19 protein-coding genes, 1 tRNA gene and 1 pseudogene are annotated in these 17413 nt (G+C 53.5%); 4 read left to right on the forward strand and 17 right to left on the reverse strand.

What is annotated here, in order from left to right; all coding sequences use genetic code 11:
• Positions 1 to 444: pseudogene (locus tag KOR42_RS26870) on the forward strand (hypothetical protein); the annotation flags it as partial.
• 615 nt (positions 445 to 1059) lie between these two features.
• On the opposite strand, the gene cas2 reads toward KOR42_RS26870, so the two are convergent.
• The 15 genes from cas2 to KOR42_RS19775 form a co-directional block, all read right to left on the reverse strand.
• Positions 1060 to 1350 carry a CRISPR-associated endonuclease Cas2 gene (gene cas2, locus KOR42_RS19705; protein ID WP_146511557.1) on the reverse strand — a complete coding sequence of 97 codons (291 nt, stop codon included), beginning with the start codon at positions 1348 to 1350 and terminating at the stop codon, positions 1060 to 1062.
• A 29-nt stretch (positions 1351 to 1379) separates the two neighbouring features.
• Positions 1380 to 2411 (reverse strand): type I-C CRISPR-associated endonuclease Cas1c, encoded by a 1032-nt coding sequence (gene cas1c / locus KOR42_RS19710; RefSeq protein WP_146511558.1) that lies wholly within the window; start codon positions 2409 to 2411, stop codon positions 1380 to 1382.
• 17 nt (positions 2412 to 2428) lie between these two features.
• A complete protein-coding gene (gene cas4, locus KOR42_RS19715) occupies positions 2429 to 3118 on the reverse strand; it encodes a CRISPR-associated protein Cas4 (protein ID WP_146511559.1) in 690 nt (229 codons plus the stop codon).
• A 39-nt stretch (positions 3119 to 3157) separates the two neighbouring features.
• Complete coding sequence (gene cas7c / locus KOR42_RS19720) at positions 3158 to 4042, reverse strand: type I-C CRISPR-associated protein Cas7/Csd2 (protein ID WP_146511560.1); 885 nt, start codon at positions 4040 to 4042, stop codon at positions 3158 to 3160.
• A gap of 4 nt (positions 4043 to 4046) precedes the next feature.
• A complete protein-coding gene (cas8c, locus tag KOR42_RS19725) occupies positions 4047 to 5795 on the reverse strand; it encodes a type I-C CRISPR-associated protein Cas8c/Csd1 (RefSeq protein ID WP_146511561.1) in 1749 nt (582 codons plus the stop codon).
• On the reverse strand, positions 5792 to 6505 hold the full coding sequence (cas5c, locus tag KOR42_RS19730; RefSeq protein WP_146511562.1) for a type I-C CRISPR-associated protein Cas5c: 714 nt from the start codon (positions 6503 to 6505) through the stop codon (positions 5792 to 5794). The genes cas8c and cas5c overlap by 4 nt, the downstream gene beginning before the upstream one ends.
• A 122-nt stretch (positions 6506 to 6627) precedes the next feature.
• Positions 6628 to 8877, reverse strand: coding sequence for a CRISPR-associated helicase Cas3' (gene cas3, locus KOR42_RS19735; protein ID WP_146511563.1), 2250 nt, complete (start codon positions 8875 to 8877; stop codon positions 6628 to 6630).
• Between the two features lie 401 nt (positions 8878 to 9278).
• The gene (locus KOR42_RS19740) at positions 9279 to 9716 is read right to left on the reverse strand and encodes a hypothetical protein (RefSeq protein ID WP_146511564.1); all 438 of its coding nucleotides are present in this window, start codon (positions 9714 to 9716) and stop codon (positions 9279 to 9281) included.
• The gene (locus KOR42_RS19745; RefSeq protein WP_146511565.1) at positions 9713 to 10261 is read right to left on the reverse strand and encodes a hypothetical protein; all 549 of its coding nucleotides are present in this window, start codon (positions 10259 to 10261) and stop codon (positions 9713 to 9715) included. The genes KOR42_RS19740 and KOR42_RS19745 overlap by 4 nt, the downstream gene beginning before the upstream one ends.
• On the reverse strand, positions 10261 to 10458 hold the full coding sequence (locus KOR42_RS19750) for a DUF6011 domain-containing protein (protein ID WP_146511566.1): 198 nt from the start codon (positions 10456 to 10458) through the stop codon (positions 10261 to 10263). Before KOR42_RS19750 ends, KOR42_RS19745 begins: the two co-directional genes overlap by 1 nt.
• Complete coding sequence (locus KOR42_RS19755; protein WP_146511567.1) at positions 10455 to 11492, reverse strand: helix-turn-helix domain-containing protein; 1038 nt, start codon at positions 11490 to 11492, stop codon at positions 10455 to 10457. The genes KOR42_RS19750 and KOR42_RS19755 overlap by 4 nt, the downstream gene beginning before the upstream one ends.
• 11 nt (positions 11493 to 11503) lie before the next feature.
• Positions 11504 to 11701, reverse strand: coding sequence for a carbon storage regulator (locus KOR42_RS19760; protein WP_146511551.1), 198 nt, complete (start codon positions 11699 to 11701; stop codon positions 11504 to 11506).
• Between the two features lie 21 nt (positions 11702 to 11722).
• Positions 11723 to 12379: a hypothetical protein gene (locus tag KOR42_RS19765; RefSeq protein ID WP_146511568.1), complete on the reverse strand. Its 657-nt coding sequence runs from the start codon at positions 12377 to 12379 to the stop codon at positions 11723 to 11725.
• Positions 12376 to 12669, reverse strand: coding sequence for a hypothetical protein (locus KOR42_RS19770; protein ID WP_146511569.1), 294 nt, complete (start codon positions 12667 to 12669; stop codon positions 12376 to 12378). The genes KOR42_RS19765 and KOR42_RS19770 overlap by 4 nt, the downstream gene beginning before the upstream one ends.
• A gap of 83 nt (positions 12670 to 12752) precedes the next feature.
• Positions 12753 to 13787, reverse strand: a complete 1035-nt coding sequence (locus tag KOR42_RS19775; RefSeq protein WP_146511570.1) for a tyrosine-type recombinase/integrase — start codon at positions 13785 to 13787, stop codon at positions 12753 to 12755.
• Between the two features lie 509 nt (positions 13788 to 14296).
• Between KOR42_RS19775 and KOR42_RS26875 the strand changes: the two genes are divergently transcribed.
• On the forward strand, positions 14297 to 14434 hold the full coding sequence (locus KOR42_RS26875) for a hypothetical protein (protein ID WP_197441373.1): 138 nt from the start codon (positions 14297 to 14299) through the stop codon (positions 14432 to 14434).
• Positions 14435 to 14468: 34 nt separating this feature from the next.
• On the opposite strand, the gene KOR42_RS19780 is transcribed toward KOR42_RS26875, so the two are convergent.
• Both KOR42_RS19780 and KOR42_RS19785 read right to left on the reverse strand, forming a co-directional pair.
• Entirely contained in the window at positions 14469 to 15008 is a 540-nt protein-coding gene (locus tag KOR42_RS19780; protein WP_231741019.1) for a hypothetical protein, read from the reverse strand.
• A gap of 262 nt (positions 15009 to 15270) precedes the next feature.
• Positions 15271 to 15344: transfer RNA gene (locus tag KOR42_RS19785), tRNA-Arg, on the reverse strand.
• Between the two features lie 466 nt (positions 15345 to 15810).
• On the opposite strand from KOR42_RS19785, the gene KOR42_RS19790 reads away from it, so the two are divergent.
• Positions 15811 to 16311 (forward strand): 3-hydroxyacyl-ACP dehydratase FabZ family protein, encoded by a 501-nt coding sequence (locus KOR42_RS19790; protein ID WP_146511572.1) that lies wholly within the window; start codon positions 15811 to 15813, stop codon positions 16309 to 16311.
• 226 nt (positions 16312 to 16537) lie between these two features.
• The gene (gene fabG / locus KOR42_RS19795; RefSeq protein WP_146511573.1) at positions 16538 to 17293 is read left to right on the forward strand and encodes a 3-oxoacyl-[acyl-carrier-protein] reductase; all 756 of its coding nucleotides are present in this window, start codon (positions 16538 to 16540) and stop codon (positions 17291 to 17293) included.
• Positions 17294 to 17413: the final 120 nt, after the last annotated feature.

The raw sequence follows: 17413 nt of genomic DNA on the forward strand, positions 1-17413 counted from the left end.
GGGGACTGGCATCGTCTGGTTTCTTCTCCCTCATCGCTGGGGTTGTACGGGAAGACCGGAATCGCTGGAGTCTTTCTGGATCCACCGTACGCCCACAGTCTGGCCCGTGTGCAGCAGCTGCTCGGTCTCGCGAATGAAGTCTCAGATCCCGATCGCGGCCGCACAGACTGTTACCTATGCGATGATGACAAGAGCCAGGTCGACCAACTCGTCGCCGACGTCAACCGCTGGTGCCAACAGTCGGGCAGCAATCCCCGGCTGAGAATCGCCCTCTGCGGTTATTCGGGAGAACACGACAATCTCGTGAATGATCACGGCTGGACCAAACACTCCTGGACAACCCACGGAGGCTGGGCCAACACCAGCAAAAAGAAAGGCACCCGCGGGAAAGAAAACAAATCCCGCGAAACGATCTGGTTCTCACCGGGGTGCGTCGGTGGGTAGTTTGGAAGTGTTCCAAAAGCTCCGCCGCGGTACTGTGCCTCGAATGCATCTGAGGTGATTCACAAGCGGTAGTGAGAAAGAAAACTGACCAATTCCAGACCATGCAATCGAAGAATCCCGTCGACGGAAAACCCACAGCGGTGTGCAGGACCGGAGCAGGAAAACGGTGTTCGTAGGGATTGAAATGTGCATCTCGATTTTGCGACGATGGTTTCAATCCGCGCTCCCGTGAGGGAGCGATTTCCATGTGACGGACTTTGCACAGTCATTGCAGTAGTTTCAATCCGCGCTCCCGTGAGGGAGCGATTATGTGAAGTTTAACAGGCGCGCACCAGACGAGATGTTTCAATCCGCGCTCCCGTGAGGGAGCGATCAGACGCGGACAAGTGGAGCAACCAAAGCTTAGAGGTTTCAATCCGCGCTCCCGTGAGGGAGCGATCGCGTCAGTTTAATTTGAGTGATGATCTTAGGAAATCGTACACAGTCCGCGAACCTGGACAATGGCAGGGTGCTTTCCAGAATGAAGAACAAATTCATGCACGCAAGCTGTTGACGTGTCACGACTTCAGTAGTTCGCGAACAAACAGAGACTTTCATGTCTGCTTCACGTTCGCACTATACTATCAGAGGCCCATCAACGTCGTAACCTGGTTTGGTTCCGACGTGTTCGACGCGACGTTTCCAGTTCGCTCCAAGAAAATAGAATCGCAAACTGTCCTCACTCGGATTGATAATCTCTTCGAGACGGTTACGACAGTCGGTCCATTGAGCCGGATCGACCTTCATTTCAAACACGGAATTCTGAACACGTTGACCGTAGTCGAGACATGCCTTGGCGACGTGGCGGAGGCGTTTGCGACCATCGGCTGAAGAGGTCGCCACGTCATAAGTCACGAGCACATACATCGTCGAGCTCCTTTATCGTCTCGTTCTTGCTATTTCCAGGCAAACGGAGGATAGGTTTCCAGATCTCCCCTGAGCCAGCGCGCCATCAGTCGGGCTTGCAGGTGAATGAGCAATCCCACGGAAGTTCTCTCACCGAGAAACGGGTGCGTGATTGGCTCCTGTTTGCGTACCTGATACGCGACCAATATCGTTTTGCGAGTGGAATCATCCATGCGAACAGCCCCTGTTTCCAGATACTCGAACCCACTTGCAGAAACTTGTCGACGATTGATCAGCGACAAAACGAGGCGGTCTGCAAGAAAGGGGCGAAACTCCTCCATCAGATCGAGTGCCATCCCGGGACGTCCTGGACGATCGCGGTGCAACATCCCTACGGCTGCGTCGAGGCCTGCCGCCTCGCATGCCGAGCGGGCGTCATGTGAAAGCAGGGCGTAAACGAATGAGAGCAGCGCGTTGAGCGGGTCTTTGGGAGGTCGCTTTGTTCGCCTCGTGTATTCGAATGCTGAATCACTGGTGTTGATCAGATCGTTGAACGCGCCGAAGTAACTGGTGGCGGCTTCTCCTTCCAGTCCTCTCAATCGATCAAGATTGCTTGCTGCTTTAACGTCGATGATGTTCGCTCCAAGGCGGTTGGCGGTCGCTTGCAGGCGTTCGATTCGATGTGGGTCCGTGGCGTCTCGCGCGGCCCGGCGGAAGACGGTTCGGCAGTTGACAAGTTTGCCGAGAATGATGGAACGAGCAGCGGATGCGGCGAGTTGATCATCATCTGCGGCGCGATACTGCTGACGTCTCAGCAAAACGTTGCCTGGCGAAAAACCGATGACCGATGCGAGGAACTTCCCGTATGGTGTCAGAAACGAGATGGAAACTCCACCGGCTGCGCAGGCTCCCATCAATGACGGACTGACACTGACGCGGCCAAAACACATGATTCCATCGAGATTGTGCAGCGGAACGCGAAGCTTGGTTTGTTTATCCTGGCGAACTACGACAGCCTGACCATCTTTCGCGAGATATGTGCCATCGAGTGTGACAAACAAAGTGTTGAGATGAGTTTTCATGCGGCCCTCGCAGACTCTCAAAAATTGGCAATCTCACTAAGGTAATCGTTGACTGAACGATTCGGTGCGATGGCATCTGGCAGGCACAAATTCAACAGTGAGCAGGAATCGCACTTTTTCTCGCGGATTGCAGGTGGAGTCAGACGGTGATCGATGATGTGATGGAGTCGTTGAGCCGCATGGAGAGTGATCTCACGCAGTGCCTCATCACAATTCACAGTAACGCGTCGACGTTTCGAACCGTAAAACAGTTCTCCTTGTTCGATTTTTACATCGAGCATTTCTTCCAGGCATATTGCCTGTGCGCAGAGTTGAACGCGATCGCAATTATTCTGTTTGGGTTTGCCTCGTTTGTATTCAATCGGAGTGACGCGCCATTGTTGTCGATCTTCTGGTGTTGCTGCCTTCAGGACGTCGACGAGTCGTTTGCCGCTGATGCGCTGTGACGCAGGTGGTTCCCACTCGACGACGTCAGCCTGTCCAACGAGCCCAAGCGTGTTGCTGTGCAGAGGCAAGCTGCAAGTGATGCGAACACCGTTACGGGTTTCAGGTTTGCCGGTGTGAGCCTTTTCGTGGAGATGATTGCCTTCGGCAGTAAAACGATTCTCCGCCCACAGCCGTTCGACATGAATCAGCGCACATTGCCGTTCACAGAACAGCAAATGCTGCAAAGCGGAAATGGGCAGGAGGTCGTCTTCAGAGTACAACGGGTTAGGGTCCGGGGTTGGGCGTTGAGGGAAGAGACGTTACAGCTTGTGATGAACCGTGATTCCTTCAGGAATGCTGCTTTCGTCAACAGTCACTTCGTAATCATCGAAGGTGCGAACAGGAACAGAGTCGTCGTCGGACTTCCGTTTGACCCGAATGCGATCAAACAATTTGTTAGCAGGGGCGTTGCCGAGCTGGCTCTCGTGTTCGAAGACGATTAACGCCTGGGGAGACATTTCTCCGCGAGAAGCAGAGCGGTCGGTTTCAAACATCTGAGCAAGAGCGGTCCACAACAGGTCGAGGTCCTCACTGTTCTCGTCAAATCCGGTTTGTTGAGCAAGGTGTGGATTGATAAAACCGTGAACGCGATAGAGCCCGTATGGAATTGTAAACTTGCGGCCCATCGTACGATTGCCGCCATCCTGTTTTTCTGCTTCCCGTTCAGTGGTGACAGCACACCTGGTGACTGCATGTTCAAGCGAAACAACCGGATCGACACTTCGCCCCATTGCAAACTGAATTGGCCCTCGCACTTGCCCACAATTCACTTCGGTCGTCATGACTGCGCCGAAGCTACGGATGTCGAAAAAATTCCGACACATCCACTTCGTGAGTTCCCGATCTTCTTCCGCTTTGTCTTTGCCTTTTGATTTTCTTTTCTTTGGATCAATCTCCAGTGCATGGTATGCTTTCGCATGCTGATTGTTCAAAACAGCTTTCTCTTTGACATAGATCTCGAAGGGAGGTTGCTCTTCTTTCACAAGTCCGACGTAATTACGAATCTTTCGTTTCAGGCAAACGTCCGTGACGAGTCCCTGACCGGTTTCCGGGTCGACTCGGGGAAGGTTTCCGGCATCAGGGTCGCCATTGGGATTTCCGTCTTTGACATCGAACAGATAGACAAAATCGTACCGTGGAATCATGGAGTTACTCCTGTGTTGAAACGGGTTCGGATTCAGATTTCTTCTTGAAGAGGTCTTGTCGCTGGTGGTAGTAGCCAATTGCGAATAGCCCTTGGTCGCGGAGATTCAGGTGCGGTGGAAAGCCATCGAGCTTCTCGCAAATTTCCTGAATGCGCTTCTCGTGGTATATCTTCTTGCCTCTCTCCAACTTTCCTAAGTGATGTTGACTCATTCGGATCAGTCGAGGGAAAACACTGCCTGGAGTTGCTGACGCAGCCCCAAAATAGCGATCCTTGATGGTGTCGTTGATGCCGGTGAGTGCATCTTCTTGAGTCTTCTCCAATTCCGCGAAGAGTCGACCAAGTCGATATGGTGGATCTTCACGGTCCGAGTCGAGAGACATGGGAATCTCCTGTTCGAGGTTCTGAATGTTAAAACGCGAATTCCGGTTCAAGCACGCTTTGATCGTCGCAGCGCGAATGTGATTGACGCGACGGTCGGCACGGATGCGGCGGATAATTGATGAAAGCAGCATTTGGGGATACGGACCGCCGGTGAGGATGGATCGCATCAGAGCGCCACTTAACAGCGGCGGGATATCTTTGGACTCACGGGCTGTTTCACGAATGATCTGCCAGGGGTAGATGTACAGCGCGTCGCGTTGGCTTCGGTCGATTTCCAAATCGTCGTGATGTTCCTTCAATTTCTCAAACATCTCCCCAAGCGTACTTTTCAACCAGAAGCGGACTGACGCGCGGGCTGCGTTTGGTGACAAACCAAGAACATAGAATGGGGTGTCGCGGTCGCCGAGTTCGGCGGGGAAGCCTCCCTTGCCGATGGCGTCAAGTGTTTTGCGAATGGTTTCGGTGTCTTCGTCTTCCGCAGACTGCGTTCCGAGAGCGAGGCCCAAAAAATTCTCACCCTGTGTCGGCTTTTCGGTCCAGAAAACCGTGGTGGCATCTCCAATCTGCACTCGGCGACTGCGATCGACGAGTAAGTGATTCAACGCAGTGCAGTACTGGAACGCGGCCTGCTCACTGACAGGAGCGTTAAACGATTGCGATTTTCCATATGACTCGAACGCATCGAGGTTGAACGAAACAATCGCTGTTCCTGCTGATTGTCCACCGGCGACACCCTTGATCTTCGGTTCATGTAGCCGGGCCAGTGTTCCGGACCTACCTGTCACAAGACATTGCCCTGACTCACCTGATTGGTCAGCGTCATCAGAGCTGAGTTGACTTTGCCACCAGTTGCGGATGCCAGTGTGCTCGTGAATGAACTTCTTCTCAGCCCGAATTCGAAACACCCCAAATCCGGTCCCGACTTCAACGAGCTTCTCATAGGTGGATGCATTTGATGGCTCCCATTTTTCGAGAAAACGGCAGACCGTAGAGAACTCGTCGACGTTGATCTGCTTCTCGAGTTCGAGGTGTTTGTCGCGGAACGCCTCGAACTCTTGCAGAGTCCGTTCAGGTTTATTGTCTTCCCGCCTATATCCCAGCATGTAGGCAGGATTGTCCCAGAGAAAACGCGGGTTGATGCCTGAACCTGACGGCTTTGCTCCGCCGCATACGACAAACGATTGAGGCACCAGTCGTTTCTTCTTCTCTCCAATCTCAACTCGTGCATCTTCGATGTTGGCCAGCGTCCCGTCTCTTTCCAGAACCACACAGAACGAGACCTGCTGTCGGCTGAAACCGAAAGGAGCGACGTCTTGATCGGAATCGTTTTCCAGTCGTTCGTAGTAACTATTGAGTGCCTGCAAGATCATGACCGGACCTCTGCATTCGATGGTTCGAGCGGCGGAACATCGATAATTCCGCTAACTAATTTGGCTCGAAAGAAATGGGGAATTGCATTTCGTCGTTCACCGGTGTGTGCGCAAATCGTGTCGGCCTTCTTCTCCTTTGTGGGCTGGAATTCCATGTCATGCAGCATGTAACCAAGGTCTTGTTCGCCGGTGAGTTCGGATTCCGGAACTGACCCGTCGATCCATTCAAAGTCGCAAGGAAATTCGCGGCAGCCCAAATAGGGGTGATGAAAATACTGACCCTTCTCAGCCCGGCGTTTGAAGATGTTGTAATGCTTTTCGATTGGATCGCTGTCATCGATCAACTCGAAGTGAGCTTCAATGACATAGGCCACGTCGCGGAGAATTGTGGCGGCGCGTTGCTGTCGCGTTTCTTCGATGAACAATGCGAGCGGGGCGTTCGCATTCCCCTTCATCGCAGACTTCGCATTGGTCGCTGAAGCCTTTGAAGAAACCTCATTACGCCGAATATTGGTGAACTGAATCGGCTTGAGCACATGCAGGCGGTCAATCACCCATCGAACTTGTGGTTTCCAGTAGATTGCCTCGAGGACGCCGCGCGCCGCTGACGGCGTAATCACGTCGTAACTCACGCGTTCCACTTTCATTTCCGGACGCGTAAAACAGGCGAAGTCAGCCCAGACTTTGAGCTTGATTGGTGACGTCTTCATTTTGGCTCCCGCTGTTGTTGCCACTTGATGCCAACTAAAGAGTAGTGTCCACACGTTCACTCCCCAAGCCAGCTGGCAAATCAATCAAATATAAATGCGATTCAGACCGATTGCCCGCGGTTCTAGGAAATCAAATCCCCAGCTTCGATATGCCCTGGTCGGTCGATGCGCACTCCCAGTTGTTTGTCGTAGGCGCTCGGATTAGTCAGCACAGGAAAGTCATGAAAAAGTTCAATGTCTGACTTCATTGATTGGAACAGGTTTTCGAAAAGGTTCACGCTGTAGCGCTGAAGCCTTCGCAGCAAGAAGCGATTCGGTCCGTTCTCTCTGAGCGCTTCAATCAGTTTTTGCCCTTTGCTTTCGTACGGAACAAACAGGCTGACGCCGTTGTCATCAATCAACTGAAAACGCTCGGCAGCGGAGCGAAAATTGAAGAGCATCTTGCCTTCTGCGAATGGAAAACAGTTCATCACGCCCTGATCTTTTGTTTTGTCCCAGTCGTTCTCACCTGACTGTTTGTAGTAGTGCAGGTCGAAATACTTCTCGATCGCTTCAGGAGCAAGGAGGTCCGGGAAGTCGGGAATGACTTCCTGAGCAGTCTGAGCGACGGCCCCGAGATAACCAATCAGCCGAACATCTGTCGGTTCGAAAACATAAACGTTGGCAGAGTCCAAACGACCTTCCCGATTGCAACGCCCGGCTGCCTGAGCGATGGAATCAATGCCGGTCATTGCCCGATAAACCACAGGGAAGTCGACGTCGACTCCAGCTTCAATGAGTTGAGTACTGATGACGCGACAAGGACGCCGATCCTTGAGTCGCTGTCGAATGTCGGTGATGACGTCAGCACGATGCTCGCCGCACATCAACGTGCTGAGATGATAGAGACCTTCGTGTTGGCCACGCTGTTCGACAAGTTCGCGATACAGCTTTGCAGCATGACCGCGAGTGTTGACGATGGTCAAAAACGACTCGTGTTCACTCAGGTGTTCGATCAGTTCGGCGTCGGTCAAATTTCCCAGATTTTTCACGTCGACTCGTTTCATCTGGCGATAAAGCGATCGGCGATCCGGGATGATTTCTGTGACACTTTCAAGACCGATTGTGAAGTCATCACCTTTCTCGATGGCTGGCTGCGTCGCAGTGCAGAGGACAATGGTGCAGCCATAGTTGCGAGTCAGCTCATTGAGGACCTGCAGACACGGACGCAACCGATCGACTGGGAGTGTCTGAGCTTCATCAAGAATAATCACGCTGTTAACGATGTTATGCAGCTTCCGACAGCGAGAGGTCCTATTCGCAAATAATGATTCGAAAAACTGCACATTCGTCGTTACGACAAGTGGAGCATCCCAGTTCTCTGCCGCAAGCCGCGAGCGATGATCCTCTTCCCGCTGTTGATCAAGATTCGAATGATGCTCCAGAACGATGTCGTCACCGAGGGCATCAAAGACCTCGCGAAAAACCGTTGCGGTCTGCTCAATAATGCTGGTGAATGGAATCGCATAAATGACGCGAGTTTTCCCATGCTTCAAAAGATGCTCGATCGCGAACGAGAGTGACGAGAGAGTTTTTCCCCCTCCAGTTGGCACAGTGAGGGAGAACAAACCCGGCGGCAGCAATGCTGCTTCGCGACACGCAGCCAGGACACCTTGACGACATTGCATGACGGTTCCCTCGGTGGAAGTTGCCGACTTGTTTTCGAGGAATGTTCGAAGAGTGCAGGACATCTCTTCAAAAGTTAAACGAGGCTGAGGGCGTTGTTCAGCGCGTTCAGGACTCATAAAACGCTCGGTGCAAAGAAAGTCCGCATCAACGAGGCAGGAAAAGATCATTCGTGTGAAAAAGGCAAGTTGAAACCCGACCATCTCACGATCGGACTGGTCGAATTCCAGTTCTGGGTTTGAGAGTGAAATGTCCGGTTGAAGAAACTCGCTGGGCGCGTGTTGGTATGGCTCGACATCTTTTTTCAAACGTTCGTCGAGACTCGACGACTCACCTGATGCGTCTGCCAGACCAGCGTGGTGGCCTGCGATGACATAAGCCAGCAATCGTCCGAGATTTGGAATCGTTTGACAGGCAAGCTGGGCGCCAGCGGTGGCATGATCGACCTTGCTTCGTTGCTCAATGTGAGCTTCGATGCCGTTTGCAGTCAGTAAGTAATCTTGGAATTTAAGCGAATACTTTCCAACGTCGTGTAAAAGGCCTGCCATTTCTCCCCATTCTGCGGCATTGAAGGAAGAGGCGTAGACGGACGCTAACTCCGCAACTTCGCGTAAATGAACCTCAAGCCTTTCCCATTGAAAGGTGTCCGCCGACCCTTCGATAGAGTGTGCAAAGTACAACGGTCGATCTTTGTAGGCCCTTGCCATGGCTTGTCGGGATACTACGACATTCGCGTGATATTTTCAAAAGCGTCAAGTTGCACGACTCAAACAGTGTCGATTTGGACAAAAAGAATTGAAGAACACACCGACAATGCAAGCAATCTGAACTGCGTTTTGCGAATGTTTGGCATTTTCAAAAGCTTTTCTAAGTTGCAATCTACATCCATTCTGCGATGCAAAAGTGTGGTAGAGCTCCCGCAGATTCATCCTCTTCAATGATTTCGCCCTTCGTTGATGTACTTCGCAGAAGAATTTGTCATCGCAACCTGCTCCAGCCACATCGATCGAAATCAGCAGTGGTAAGCAGTCCACATAGACCTCGAAGAACAGTTTTAATAACATCTAGCTTAGGAAGCTCGCTCCAGGTTGCAAATCCACGACTTCTGTCACCGATTCCGCAGCTCCGACATGACCGCCTTCTCCAACTCCGTCAGATCCCACTCGGCCAGGACGGCGTAGAACTCACCGACAACGTGCTTGAGCAAGAATGGATCCGTTGGAGGCACCATGCACTTCGGTTTTTCGTACCACTCCTCGACTTCCCACAGGATGAACCAGTCGCGGAGCTGTCCTTTCGTGGGTCGGACATCCGCAGGGACCATCGGCACCATCGCATAGGCGCGCCAAACGCGAGGTCGTGATTCGGAATCGCTAAGCTCAACCGTTCGTTCTAGTCGTTCGCTGAATCGTCCCCTCCCCGTATTGCATGTGAACTGCCCCCTCGCGGAAGTGTGCCAATTTCCATAGCGGACCTCCGTGCGATCAGCTGGAGCGATCGCCAGTCGCCGGGGAGTTCGCTTTTTCGTGAGTGGCGTTCTCCTCATCGATTCCCTTTCGCATGAAACTTCGAAACCTGAATCACGAGAGCCTTGGACGCATCGAACGCTGAGACTCGGGCCCGCTTGTTGTTCAGAATCGAACTGCACAGATCGACAACCGATCGTTCCCACATCGAAACCAGAACTGTTTCATCCGCAGAGTGCCCCTGAATGGCTTGATGGATCTGCGGAATCGCCGGACCTGCCCGATGCGGTTGAGCAGACTCCAACAGCGCCGACCATTCCGCTGCAGTCAGCAACAAAGTCACCCACGTCCCGAGACCATCACTTTCAGTCCCTTCAATCGGCTTGGATTTCTTGCGTTGCCGTTTTGAGCGTTTCGCTGTGTGTTTGATCGCCCGAGATGACTCACGCTTTGTCCCCGGTGACTCACGCTTTGTCCCCGGTGATTCACGCTTTGCCCCCGGTGACTCACCGGGGGTTAAATCCAAACTGGTTTCCGCCTCGATCGCTTCGAGGATCAGTGTCACGCGCTGACGTTCTTGAATCGTCAACAGATCATCGATCACCGGCGGAAACAACGTGCTCATCACTCCTCCTCTGATCGGCAGCCATGTTCTTTCGATTTCCGTAGGCAGGTCGGTCCCATCTGATGCTCGATCGACTGCGGTGTCTTTAGCCGTCGGCCGCACATCAGGCAGTAAGTCACCGGAGGTTCCTCCGGATCGATCAGTGACTTTTGACCGGCGATCAGTTTGCGACGGGGACGTTCCAGAATGGTTTTCATTGGAGGGTTTCCTGTCTGCGACTCAGCTCCTGAATCACGATCTTCTGGGCCGTCGCGTCTCGACGCAGATCGGCGAGGCTGTGGTACATCCTCGCCATCGATTGCAGTGTCTCGTTGCAGCGGACGATCTCGCGGAACTCCGAATCACTCAGTGATTCGACGCGTTCTCGTTGCTGACGTTCGATCGCGAGTTGTTGCTCTCGATCGAAGTCGAGCTGCTGTTGCTCGCCGTTGACCCAGCCATCGGTCGGTTCAAGCCAGGTGCGGGCTTTCTGCACCCGGACGAACAACGCACCCGGCCGCCAGGAAGGCGTTCGGAGCTGGTCGAAGGCGGCGATGATCGCCAGCACGTGGTCGGCGTCGACAAACCGCGATGCGGATCGAATGGCGGCATCGTAGGCTTGAACTCCTCGCCGATATAACTCCTCTTCCACCTCTTCCCAACTCGCCGCAGATGCTGATGAAACTTTGGGGGGAGAGGGGGGAGACGCTTCTCTTGTGCGGTTCTCTGGGCGGTTCTTATATGGTGCGAGGGACACAGTGTCCTCTGGGTCGGTCTCAATGTCCTCTGGCTGAGCCACAGTGTCCTCTGGGTTTTTGGTCGATCGTGCACCCGGACGGTGTGTCGCCGATCGATTTTTCTTGCGTGCACCCGGACGGCGTGCTCGCTTTGGTTTTGGCTCCGGACGGCAGCCAAACACCACATCCCAGTTGATTGCGACTTTTAGCAGAGGATGACCTCTTTTCGTCGTCTCGTTCCAGACGGTGACCAGGCCAATCGATCGCAGTGCATCAATGGCCCTCTGAACGGTCTTCGTGCTGAGACGAACGCACGCAGCCATCGTTTCGAGCGATGGCCAGGCTTCCTCCTTTTCTCTTTGGTGATCATCAATCATGCGCAGCACTGAGGCCGCTGTCGCTCGTGAGACGGGACGTCCATAACCGCGGAGGCGCTTCGGGAATGGGTATTCGTTCAACGCCCTCAGTTGTGCCCCACGGTTCCAGTCGAGTCCCTGCTGTTTCCGTTTGGACATTCCCTGTCCTTTCAAGCAGACTCTGCAGCTGAGACCTTCGTGTTCATGCGATCCCAGATCTCCCGACGATGAACGCCGATCGACCTGGGAGCCTCGATTCCCATGCGAACTTTGTCACCGCGAATCGAGACCGCTTTGATCTCGATTCGACGGCCATCCTCCAACACAAGGATGATGTCCTCATCGACGTGTCGTGATAACACAAGCATCGTGCTTCTCCTGATCCAACGTTAAAACAGGCTGGTTTGCCGATTGGCTCCCTGCACGACGACCGGCCTGCGATCGATCGTCATGGTTTGTTGCCGGGGAACCGGCGGTTCAGTGATTTCGTTGTTGAGCGTTTCAGAGACCAGCTGGTCGAGTGTCACAATCCTCTGTGGCCGGGCGGAGCAGTCGGTCAGCTTCTTCGACCAGGTGTGAATCAGATAACGACGCTTCGCCCGTGTCGCGAAGACGTTGCCGAACTGATTCAATGGGCCGGACCACTCCAATCCGAAGTCACGGCAGCGATCGAGGAACGTCTCGTGTTCTGGTGTCGTCTCACCGACGACCTCGTGGGTCCGATCGTGCACCAGTAATCTCTTTTGAGTCGGCGTCACGTGTTGTTCAGTTGGAGCCGGTTCGGGAGTCTCTGCAGGTGGGCCATCCCACCACGGTCCTTCGTGAAACTCTTGCTCACCCACAGTGCCCCAGAAGTTCCAGCGACCCGTCTCCAGGTCGATCGAGAACTGCCGTCCGGCCAATTCGGCGAGCTTGGTTCCTCCCCGCGTCCCATCGGGCAGCAACTGCAGCCCGTACCAGCGAAGTCCATGCTGCGAACGAAACGGCTTCATCGCGATCGCGAAACCAGCGTTCTCCAAATGTGACCTGCGATCATCCGGGCTCATGACTCAACATCCTCCCGATGGATCTTGGAAACGCCTGGGCAGGGAAATCGGCAACTCACTGATGATTCAAAAAAGAAGCTGCCCTGGAGCAACCCCGCTTCGACGGGCCGTTCGAAGCTTGGGTATTCGCGTTGCTCGACAGGGCAGCGATCAAGGCAGGCGGGCTGCCCTGCCTTGATGATTCCGGCCGCCATACACAGGCAGCCGCCGACGCCACGCAGCGACGGGTTGAGTAAGAAAGGTCGGTCCGGTTCTGGAGTAACATCCGGACCGACCAAGGCCAGCAACACACCGACCGCACTTGAAGTTCGAAAGCACACGATGAAAGAAGAGGCTGCGCGTTGCAGGGCAACCGTCGAAACGCAATTCCCAGTTATCCGATTTCGGAAAAGCACGCCGGCACCGGCGCCGCGTTGATCGCTTCCCGAATCGCGTTCGTCGGTTGTTCGTAATTCTGCGCGGAAACGCCCTGCACGGAATGACCGGCAATCCACGACCCCAACTTGATCGAATCGAACGCCGCGTTGTATTCCGTCACGACCCGCTGCCGAAAGTTCTTCAGATCCACATCGGGAAGCCCGGCCGCGTCGCGTATTTCGCTTCGCCACGTCGCATAGTAGCCCCGTTCCCACGCTTGGCGTTTCTTCGACCAGCCGCCCGGACGATTGAAGCCAACAAACACCCGGTCGGAATTTTGGCGATAGATCGACCGCAGATGCGCTTCGACGTTTTCCGTCATCGGCAACCCTTGCAGCTTCCCCGTTTTCGACGCTCGGAAACGAATTCGCTTGTCGGACCATAAAACGTTGTCCCAGCGGAGGCGCAGACAATCTTCGGTCCGTTGTCCGTAGGTCCATTGCAGCACCAACACGACCCGCCACAAAAGCGGCGTCGGAGGCATCCAACCGCCGCATGACGGATACGTCGCCGAAGAACATCCCCGCCACAATTTCGTGACGTCGTCGACAGTCAAAAGTTCGCGTTTCGGCAACGGTTCGGCTTTCGAAAATCCCCACGAATCGGTCAGGTCGGACAACGTCGGCACCGCCGAAATCAATCCAGCTCGGCAGGCGACTCCAAACAGCCGCCGCAAATGCCTCAGATACTTGTTCGCCGTCGTTCGCCGTACCGTTCCATCGGCGACCAGCTCCGTCCGAAACATCCGAATCGTTTCGCCGTCGACGTCGGCAACCGGAACAGCCCCGACGATGCGGTCCCAATGTGACAGCGCTGTTCGATATTCCTTCAGAGTGTTTTTCACCACGTCGGCGATCGGTTCGTAGCGTTGTTCGAAAACGTCTCGGATCGATTCGGGAGACGAGGCCCCGCAATCGTTCGCCCGGTCGCGCAAAAACTGTTGAAAGTTGATCACGTCCGGAGTCTTGGACGGACTGGTTGTTGAAATCATCAGCGGAATTCCTCTCTACAGAATCCCGTCGTTCCGTCGGCAATCGCAAACATCCAGGTCGATCCGTCAGAACGTCGACCCCAAGCCCCGAGGAGCGCAGCAGAAACCAGCGCGAGAGAAAACCGTTATGGCTGATCGGTCAAGTCAATCAGCCACAACGGTCGAACAAGATGCGAAGCCGAAGCAGCGCATAAAAAAACTCGCTAACAAGTTCCGGCCTAACCCCAAATACGAGGGCGGGCAGTCGGTCAATTCACATTCACCGCCGCCCCGGAACTGGTCGCGAGTTGCAACACAATTTCAAGACTCACTGAGACGCTCAGCAGGCGGTATTTCTAATAGGCACCGGTAAACATAAAAACAAAGTTCGCCGGATTGCAACCGACCCGTCGTCAGAAAAAGAACAAACGGAAAAGATTTCTAAGTCATTTCGGAAAAGCCGAACGCCCCCGAATTCGCCCGAAATTTCGGTCGCACGTTTCAGGAACGCAACCTAGCGTGAAGTCGAGATGAAGACGACTCAGCCCGCCGAACAGCCCACCCAAACAACTCCGCTGATGATTCCAAGCAAGCACAAAAACCGCGCGACGACGAACGAAAGCTTGGCCTACCAAATCGTTCCCACGCTCGCCCGTCGCGCGGTTTAAAGCCTAGAATCGAATTGGAATAACTAATCGCTTGCTACTCAGATTGTGGAACCACATTCGTCATCATGACCCACGCTAAGTCACCGGAATAAGTGCCGTCGAGCAAGCGAACCTTGTAAAACGAGACGGAGACCATGGAATACGAACGTTCCAGAATTAGACAATTCGTGTCGGCGTCGGTCGCCATCAATTCACCTGCAAAAGCCATTTCACGCAATCCGAGGTCATCACCTGCAACGGAATTTGCATGCCACTTGCGAAACGCTGATTCCGAAGTTGCAAAGATCACTGCGCTACCATCGTCAGCGTACAATTTCGCTCGATCACCGACATTGAAAATCTTTCGAGTAGTTTTTGATTTTTCAACCGTTTCGGATTTCTCAGTCGACTCGACTTCCTCAAGTGTCGCCTCACCATCACCAGAGATCGTCTCATGTTTTTCCGAAACCGAATTCGGTTGTTCGTCTTTCGATTCCCGCGATTCTCCAACGACGGACCACATTACGTACGACCCGTAATTGTATCCGATAAAGAACGACGCACAGCACGCCCAAAGAACATGTTTCGGCTTCACGATTCCCCCACGGTACGGTCTCAAGATCGAACGAGAGACCAGTGTACAGAGCGCATCGACGGCAAGCGTTCAAATTCTTTTGATGTTATCGCCCGTTGAGCTGAAGGAACCGCCGCACTGTTCGCGCTTGGCCTACACTGAAATACAAGTGCCCGGCCCTTACGGGTACCGGCAACCGTTCCCAGAACAGCGATTCCATCAGATCAACGGACCACGGATCGCGGATTGTTAGTCCGCTATCCGGAAACTACTGAATATCCAGTACGCCCGAAGGGATTCGAACCCCTGACCTGCGGATTAGAAGTCCGCTGCTCTATCCAGCTGAGCTACGGGCGCTGAGAACTCGAATCACATTTTCACTTAAAACCAGTTCGCAAAATAACTTACAGCACAAATGCGGAGTCATTTTGCGGAATGAGAATGGATTGAGTCGGGGGAATCTTAGACAGAAGGCTCCCGGGATGCCAGCGGGGCGCAGTTGCAGATCTGTGTGAATTCCGGGAGAAGTCGATTCTCCCCGCCGATGAACGTGACTTCCGCAAACGCCGTCAACGACCGACGGAATGGCATCGAGTTGTACTGAGACGTCGATTGGCCTATATTTCGCCTCTGGTCGACTGACCCAGCGGTTGCGTTGCGCAAATTCAATGGCGACTTTGTGCTGGGTGAGATGTGCTGGAAACAGGCTCGCGGGTCAACCTCATCGCACCCGGTGAGAGAGATTCCCTTCATTTGAAGAGACTTGAGCCTGTCACTGTGGACAAGCAGAACCTATTCAAAGAACTCATTTTTCGGGTTATTCATGCGATTTTCGTTGATTGATCGAATCACCGGACTTGAGCGTGATGAATCAATCACCGCGATCAAGAACCTGACACTTGCTGAGGAATACCTGCAAGACCACTTTCCTGGATTCCCGGTCATGCCCGGTGTTCTACTTGTGGAGTCACTCGTTCAGAGTTGCAGTTGGTTGATGCGATCTTCGTGCGACTTCGCATACAGCACTGTTCTTCTCGAAGAAGCGAGAGCAGTGAAATTCAACAAGTTTCTGGCCCCCGGGAATTCGATGAGCATCGATTGCCGAGTTCAGAAGAAAAACGAAGACCGAACCCGGTGGACATTCAAAGCAGCCGGTTCTGTCGATGATACCAATATCGTGAGTGCAAAATTGACGCTCACACAGTTCAATCTTGCGGATCAGTATCCGAAGATTGCAGCAGGCGATGAATTACAAACCCACCACGCGAAAGAATTGTTCGCGACACTGTGTGGAGAAGAACTCACGAAGGCGTCATCTGTTTAGATGATCAACTCGGACCGGACCCTTCGATTCGTAATTCATTGAGACAGCCAAAACATCAAGTGAAGCATTGACACTCATCGGAAACGGATGGAGTCGATCCCAACACTTTCGTTCAACAGGTGGAAGTTGTCGTTGCACCTGAAGAACGTAAGTCCCAGTGTTTCATCAGAGATTCATTAACATACCAGGTTCTGGAATCCCAGAACGTACAGGCTGAGAGGAAGCAATGTTCAACCTTGACGGACGTGTCGCTTTGGTGACTGGCGGAAGCCGGGGAATCGGAAAAGCTGTCGTTGAAGGACTTGCGCGAGCGGGTGCGAAAGTCGCATTTGTCTATCGTTCGAGCAAAGAAGCCGCCGACGCAATGGTTTCTGAACTGGCAGAACAAAACTTCGAAACGTTCGCCATTCAAGGTGATGTTTCAAGCAAAGACGACGCAGAACGCATCGTCGCTGAAGTGGTCGAGAAGTGGGAACGGATCGATATCCTCGTCAATAACGCGGGAATCATCAAAGACGGCCTCCTCGCGACAATGGAGAAAGAAGACTGGCAAGCTGTCATCGACACAAACCTGACCGGCGTTTACAACTTCGCTCAGTCGGTCATGCGTCAGATGATGTCTCAGCGGTATGGTCGAATCATCAGCGTCTCCAGCGTGGCTGCCGAGTTCGGAAATCAGGGACAGGTCAACTACGCCGCCAGCAAAGGGGGCATCCAGGGGTTGACCCGATGCCTCGCCACAGAAGTTGGTCGTCGGAATATCACCGTGAACGCCGTCGCTCCGGGGTTCATTGAAACCGATATGACCGTGGCTGTCCGAAACGCAGCTGAAGGCGAAATCAAGAAACGCATTTCCGTTCGACGTCTAGGAAAACCTGAGGATATCGCCAACGCGGTTGTTTTCCTGGCAAGCGAAGAAGCTGGGTACGTGACCGGACACGTTTTGACCGTCGACGGCGGATTGACGCTCGGCGGCTTTTGAGAAGAATTCACGAAACGAATTGACCTTGTTGATTCGTTCGAACTATTTGATGATAGAGGCAAGTGACGATTGTGGCTTGCCGTGCCAGAATTGTCTGGCTGATGCGAAGATTCACACCAG

The organism is Thalassoglobus neptunius (genome assembly GCF_007859735.1).
Taxonomy (GTDB): Bacteria; Planctomycetota; Planctomycetia; order Planctomycetales; family Planctomycetaceae; genus Thalassoglobus; species Thalassoglobus neptunius.

Excerpts from the sequence above, each read along its gene's own strand:
- cas2 (WP_146511557.1), bottom strand. The coding sequence starts at position 1,350 with ATGTATGTGCTCGTGACTTATGACGTGGCGACCTCTTCAGCCGATGGT.
- cas1c (WP_146511558.1), bottom strand. The coding sequence starts at position 2,411 with ATGAAAACTCATCTCAACACTTTGTTTGTCACACTCGATGGCACATAT.
- cas7c (WP_146511560.1), bottom strand. The coding sequence starts at position 4,042 with ATGATTCCACGGTACGATTTTGTCTATCTGTTCGATGTCAAAGACGGA.
- cas8c (WP_146511561.1), bottom strand. The coding sequence starts at position 5,795 with ATGATCTTGCAGGCACTCAATAGTTACTACGAACGACTGGAAAACGAT.
- cas5c (WP_146511562.1), bottom strand. The coding sequence starts at position 6,505 with ATGAAGACGTCACCAATCAAGCTCAAAGTCTGGGCTGACTTCGCCTGT.
- cas3 (WP_146511563.1), bottom strand. The coding sequence starts at position 8,877 with ATGGCAAGGGCCTACAAAGATCGACCGTTGTACTTTGCACACTCTATC.
- KOR42_RS19740 (WP_146511564.1), bottom strand. The coding sequence starts at position 9,716 with ATGAGGAGAACGCCACTCACGAAAAAGCGAACTCCCCGGCGACTGGCG.
- KOR42_RS19745 (WP_146511565.1), bottom strand. The coding sequence starts at position 10,261 with ATGAGCACGTTGTTTCCGCCGGTGATCGATGATCTGTTGACGATTCAA.
- KOR42_RS19750 (WP_146511566.1), bottom strand. The coding sequence starts at position 10,458 with ATGAAAACCATTCTGGAACGTCCCCGTCGCAAACTGATCGCCGGTCAA.
- KOR42_RS19755 (WP_146511567.1), bottom strand. The coding sequence starts at position 11,492 with ATGTCCAAACGGAAACAGCAGGGACTCGACTGGAACCGTGGGGCACAA.
- KOR42_RS19760 (WP_146511551.1), bottom strand. The coding sequence starts at position 11,701 with ATGCTTGTGTTATCACGACACGTCGATGAGGACATCATCCTTGTGTTG.
- KOR42_RS19765 (WP_146511568.1), bottom strand. The coding sequence starts at position 12,379 with ATGAGCCCGGATGATCGCAGGTCACATTTGGAGAACGCTGGTTTCGCG.
- KOR42_RS19775 (WP_146511570.1), bottom strand. The coding sequence starts at position 13,787 with ATGATTTCAACAACCAGTCCGTCCAAGACTCCGGACGTGATCAACTTT.
- KOR42_RS26875 (WP_197441373.1), top strand. The coding sequence starts at position 14,297 with ATGAAGACGACTCAGCCCGCCGAACAGCCCACCCAAACAACTCCGCTG.
- KOR42_RS19790 (WP_146511572.1), top strand. The coding sequence starts at position 15,811 with ATGCGATTTTCGTTGATTGATCGAATCACCGGACTTGAGCGTGATGAA.
- fabG (WP_146511573.1), top strand. The coding sequence starts at position 16,538 with ATGTTCAACCTTGACGGACGTGTCGCTTTGGTGACTGGCGGAAGCCGG.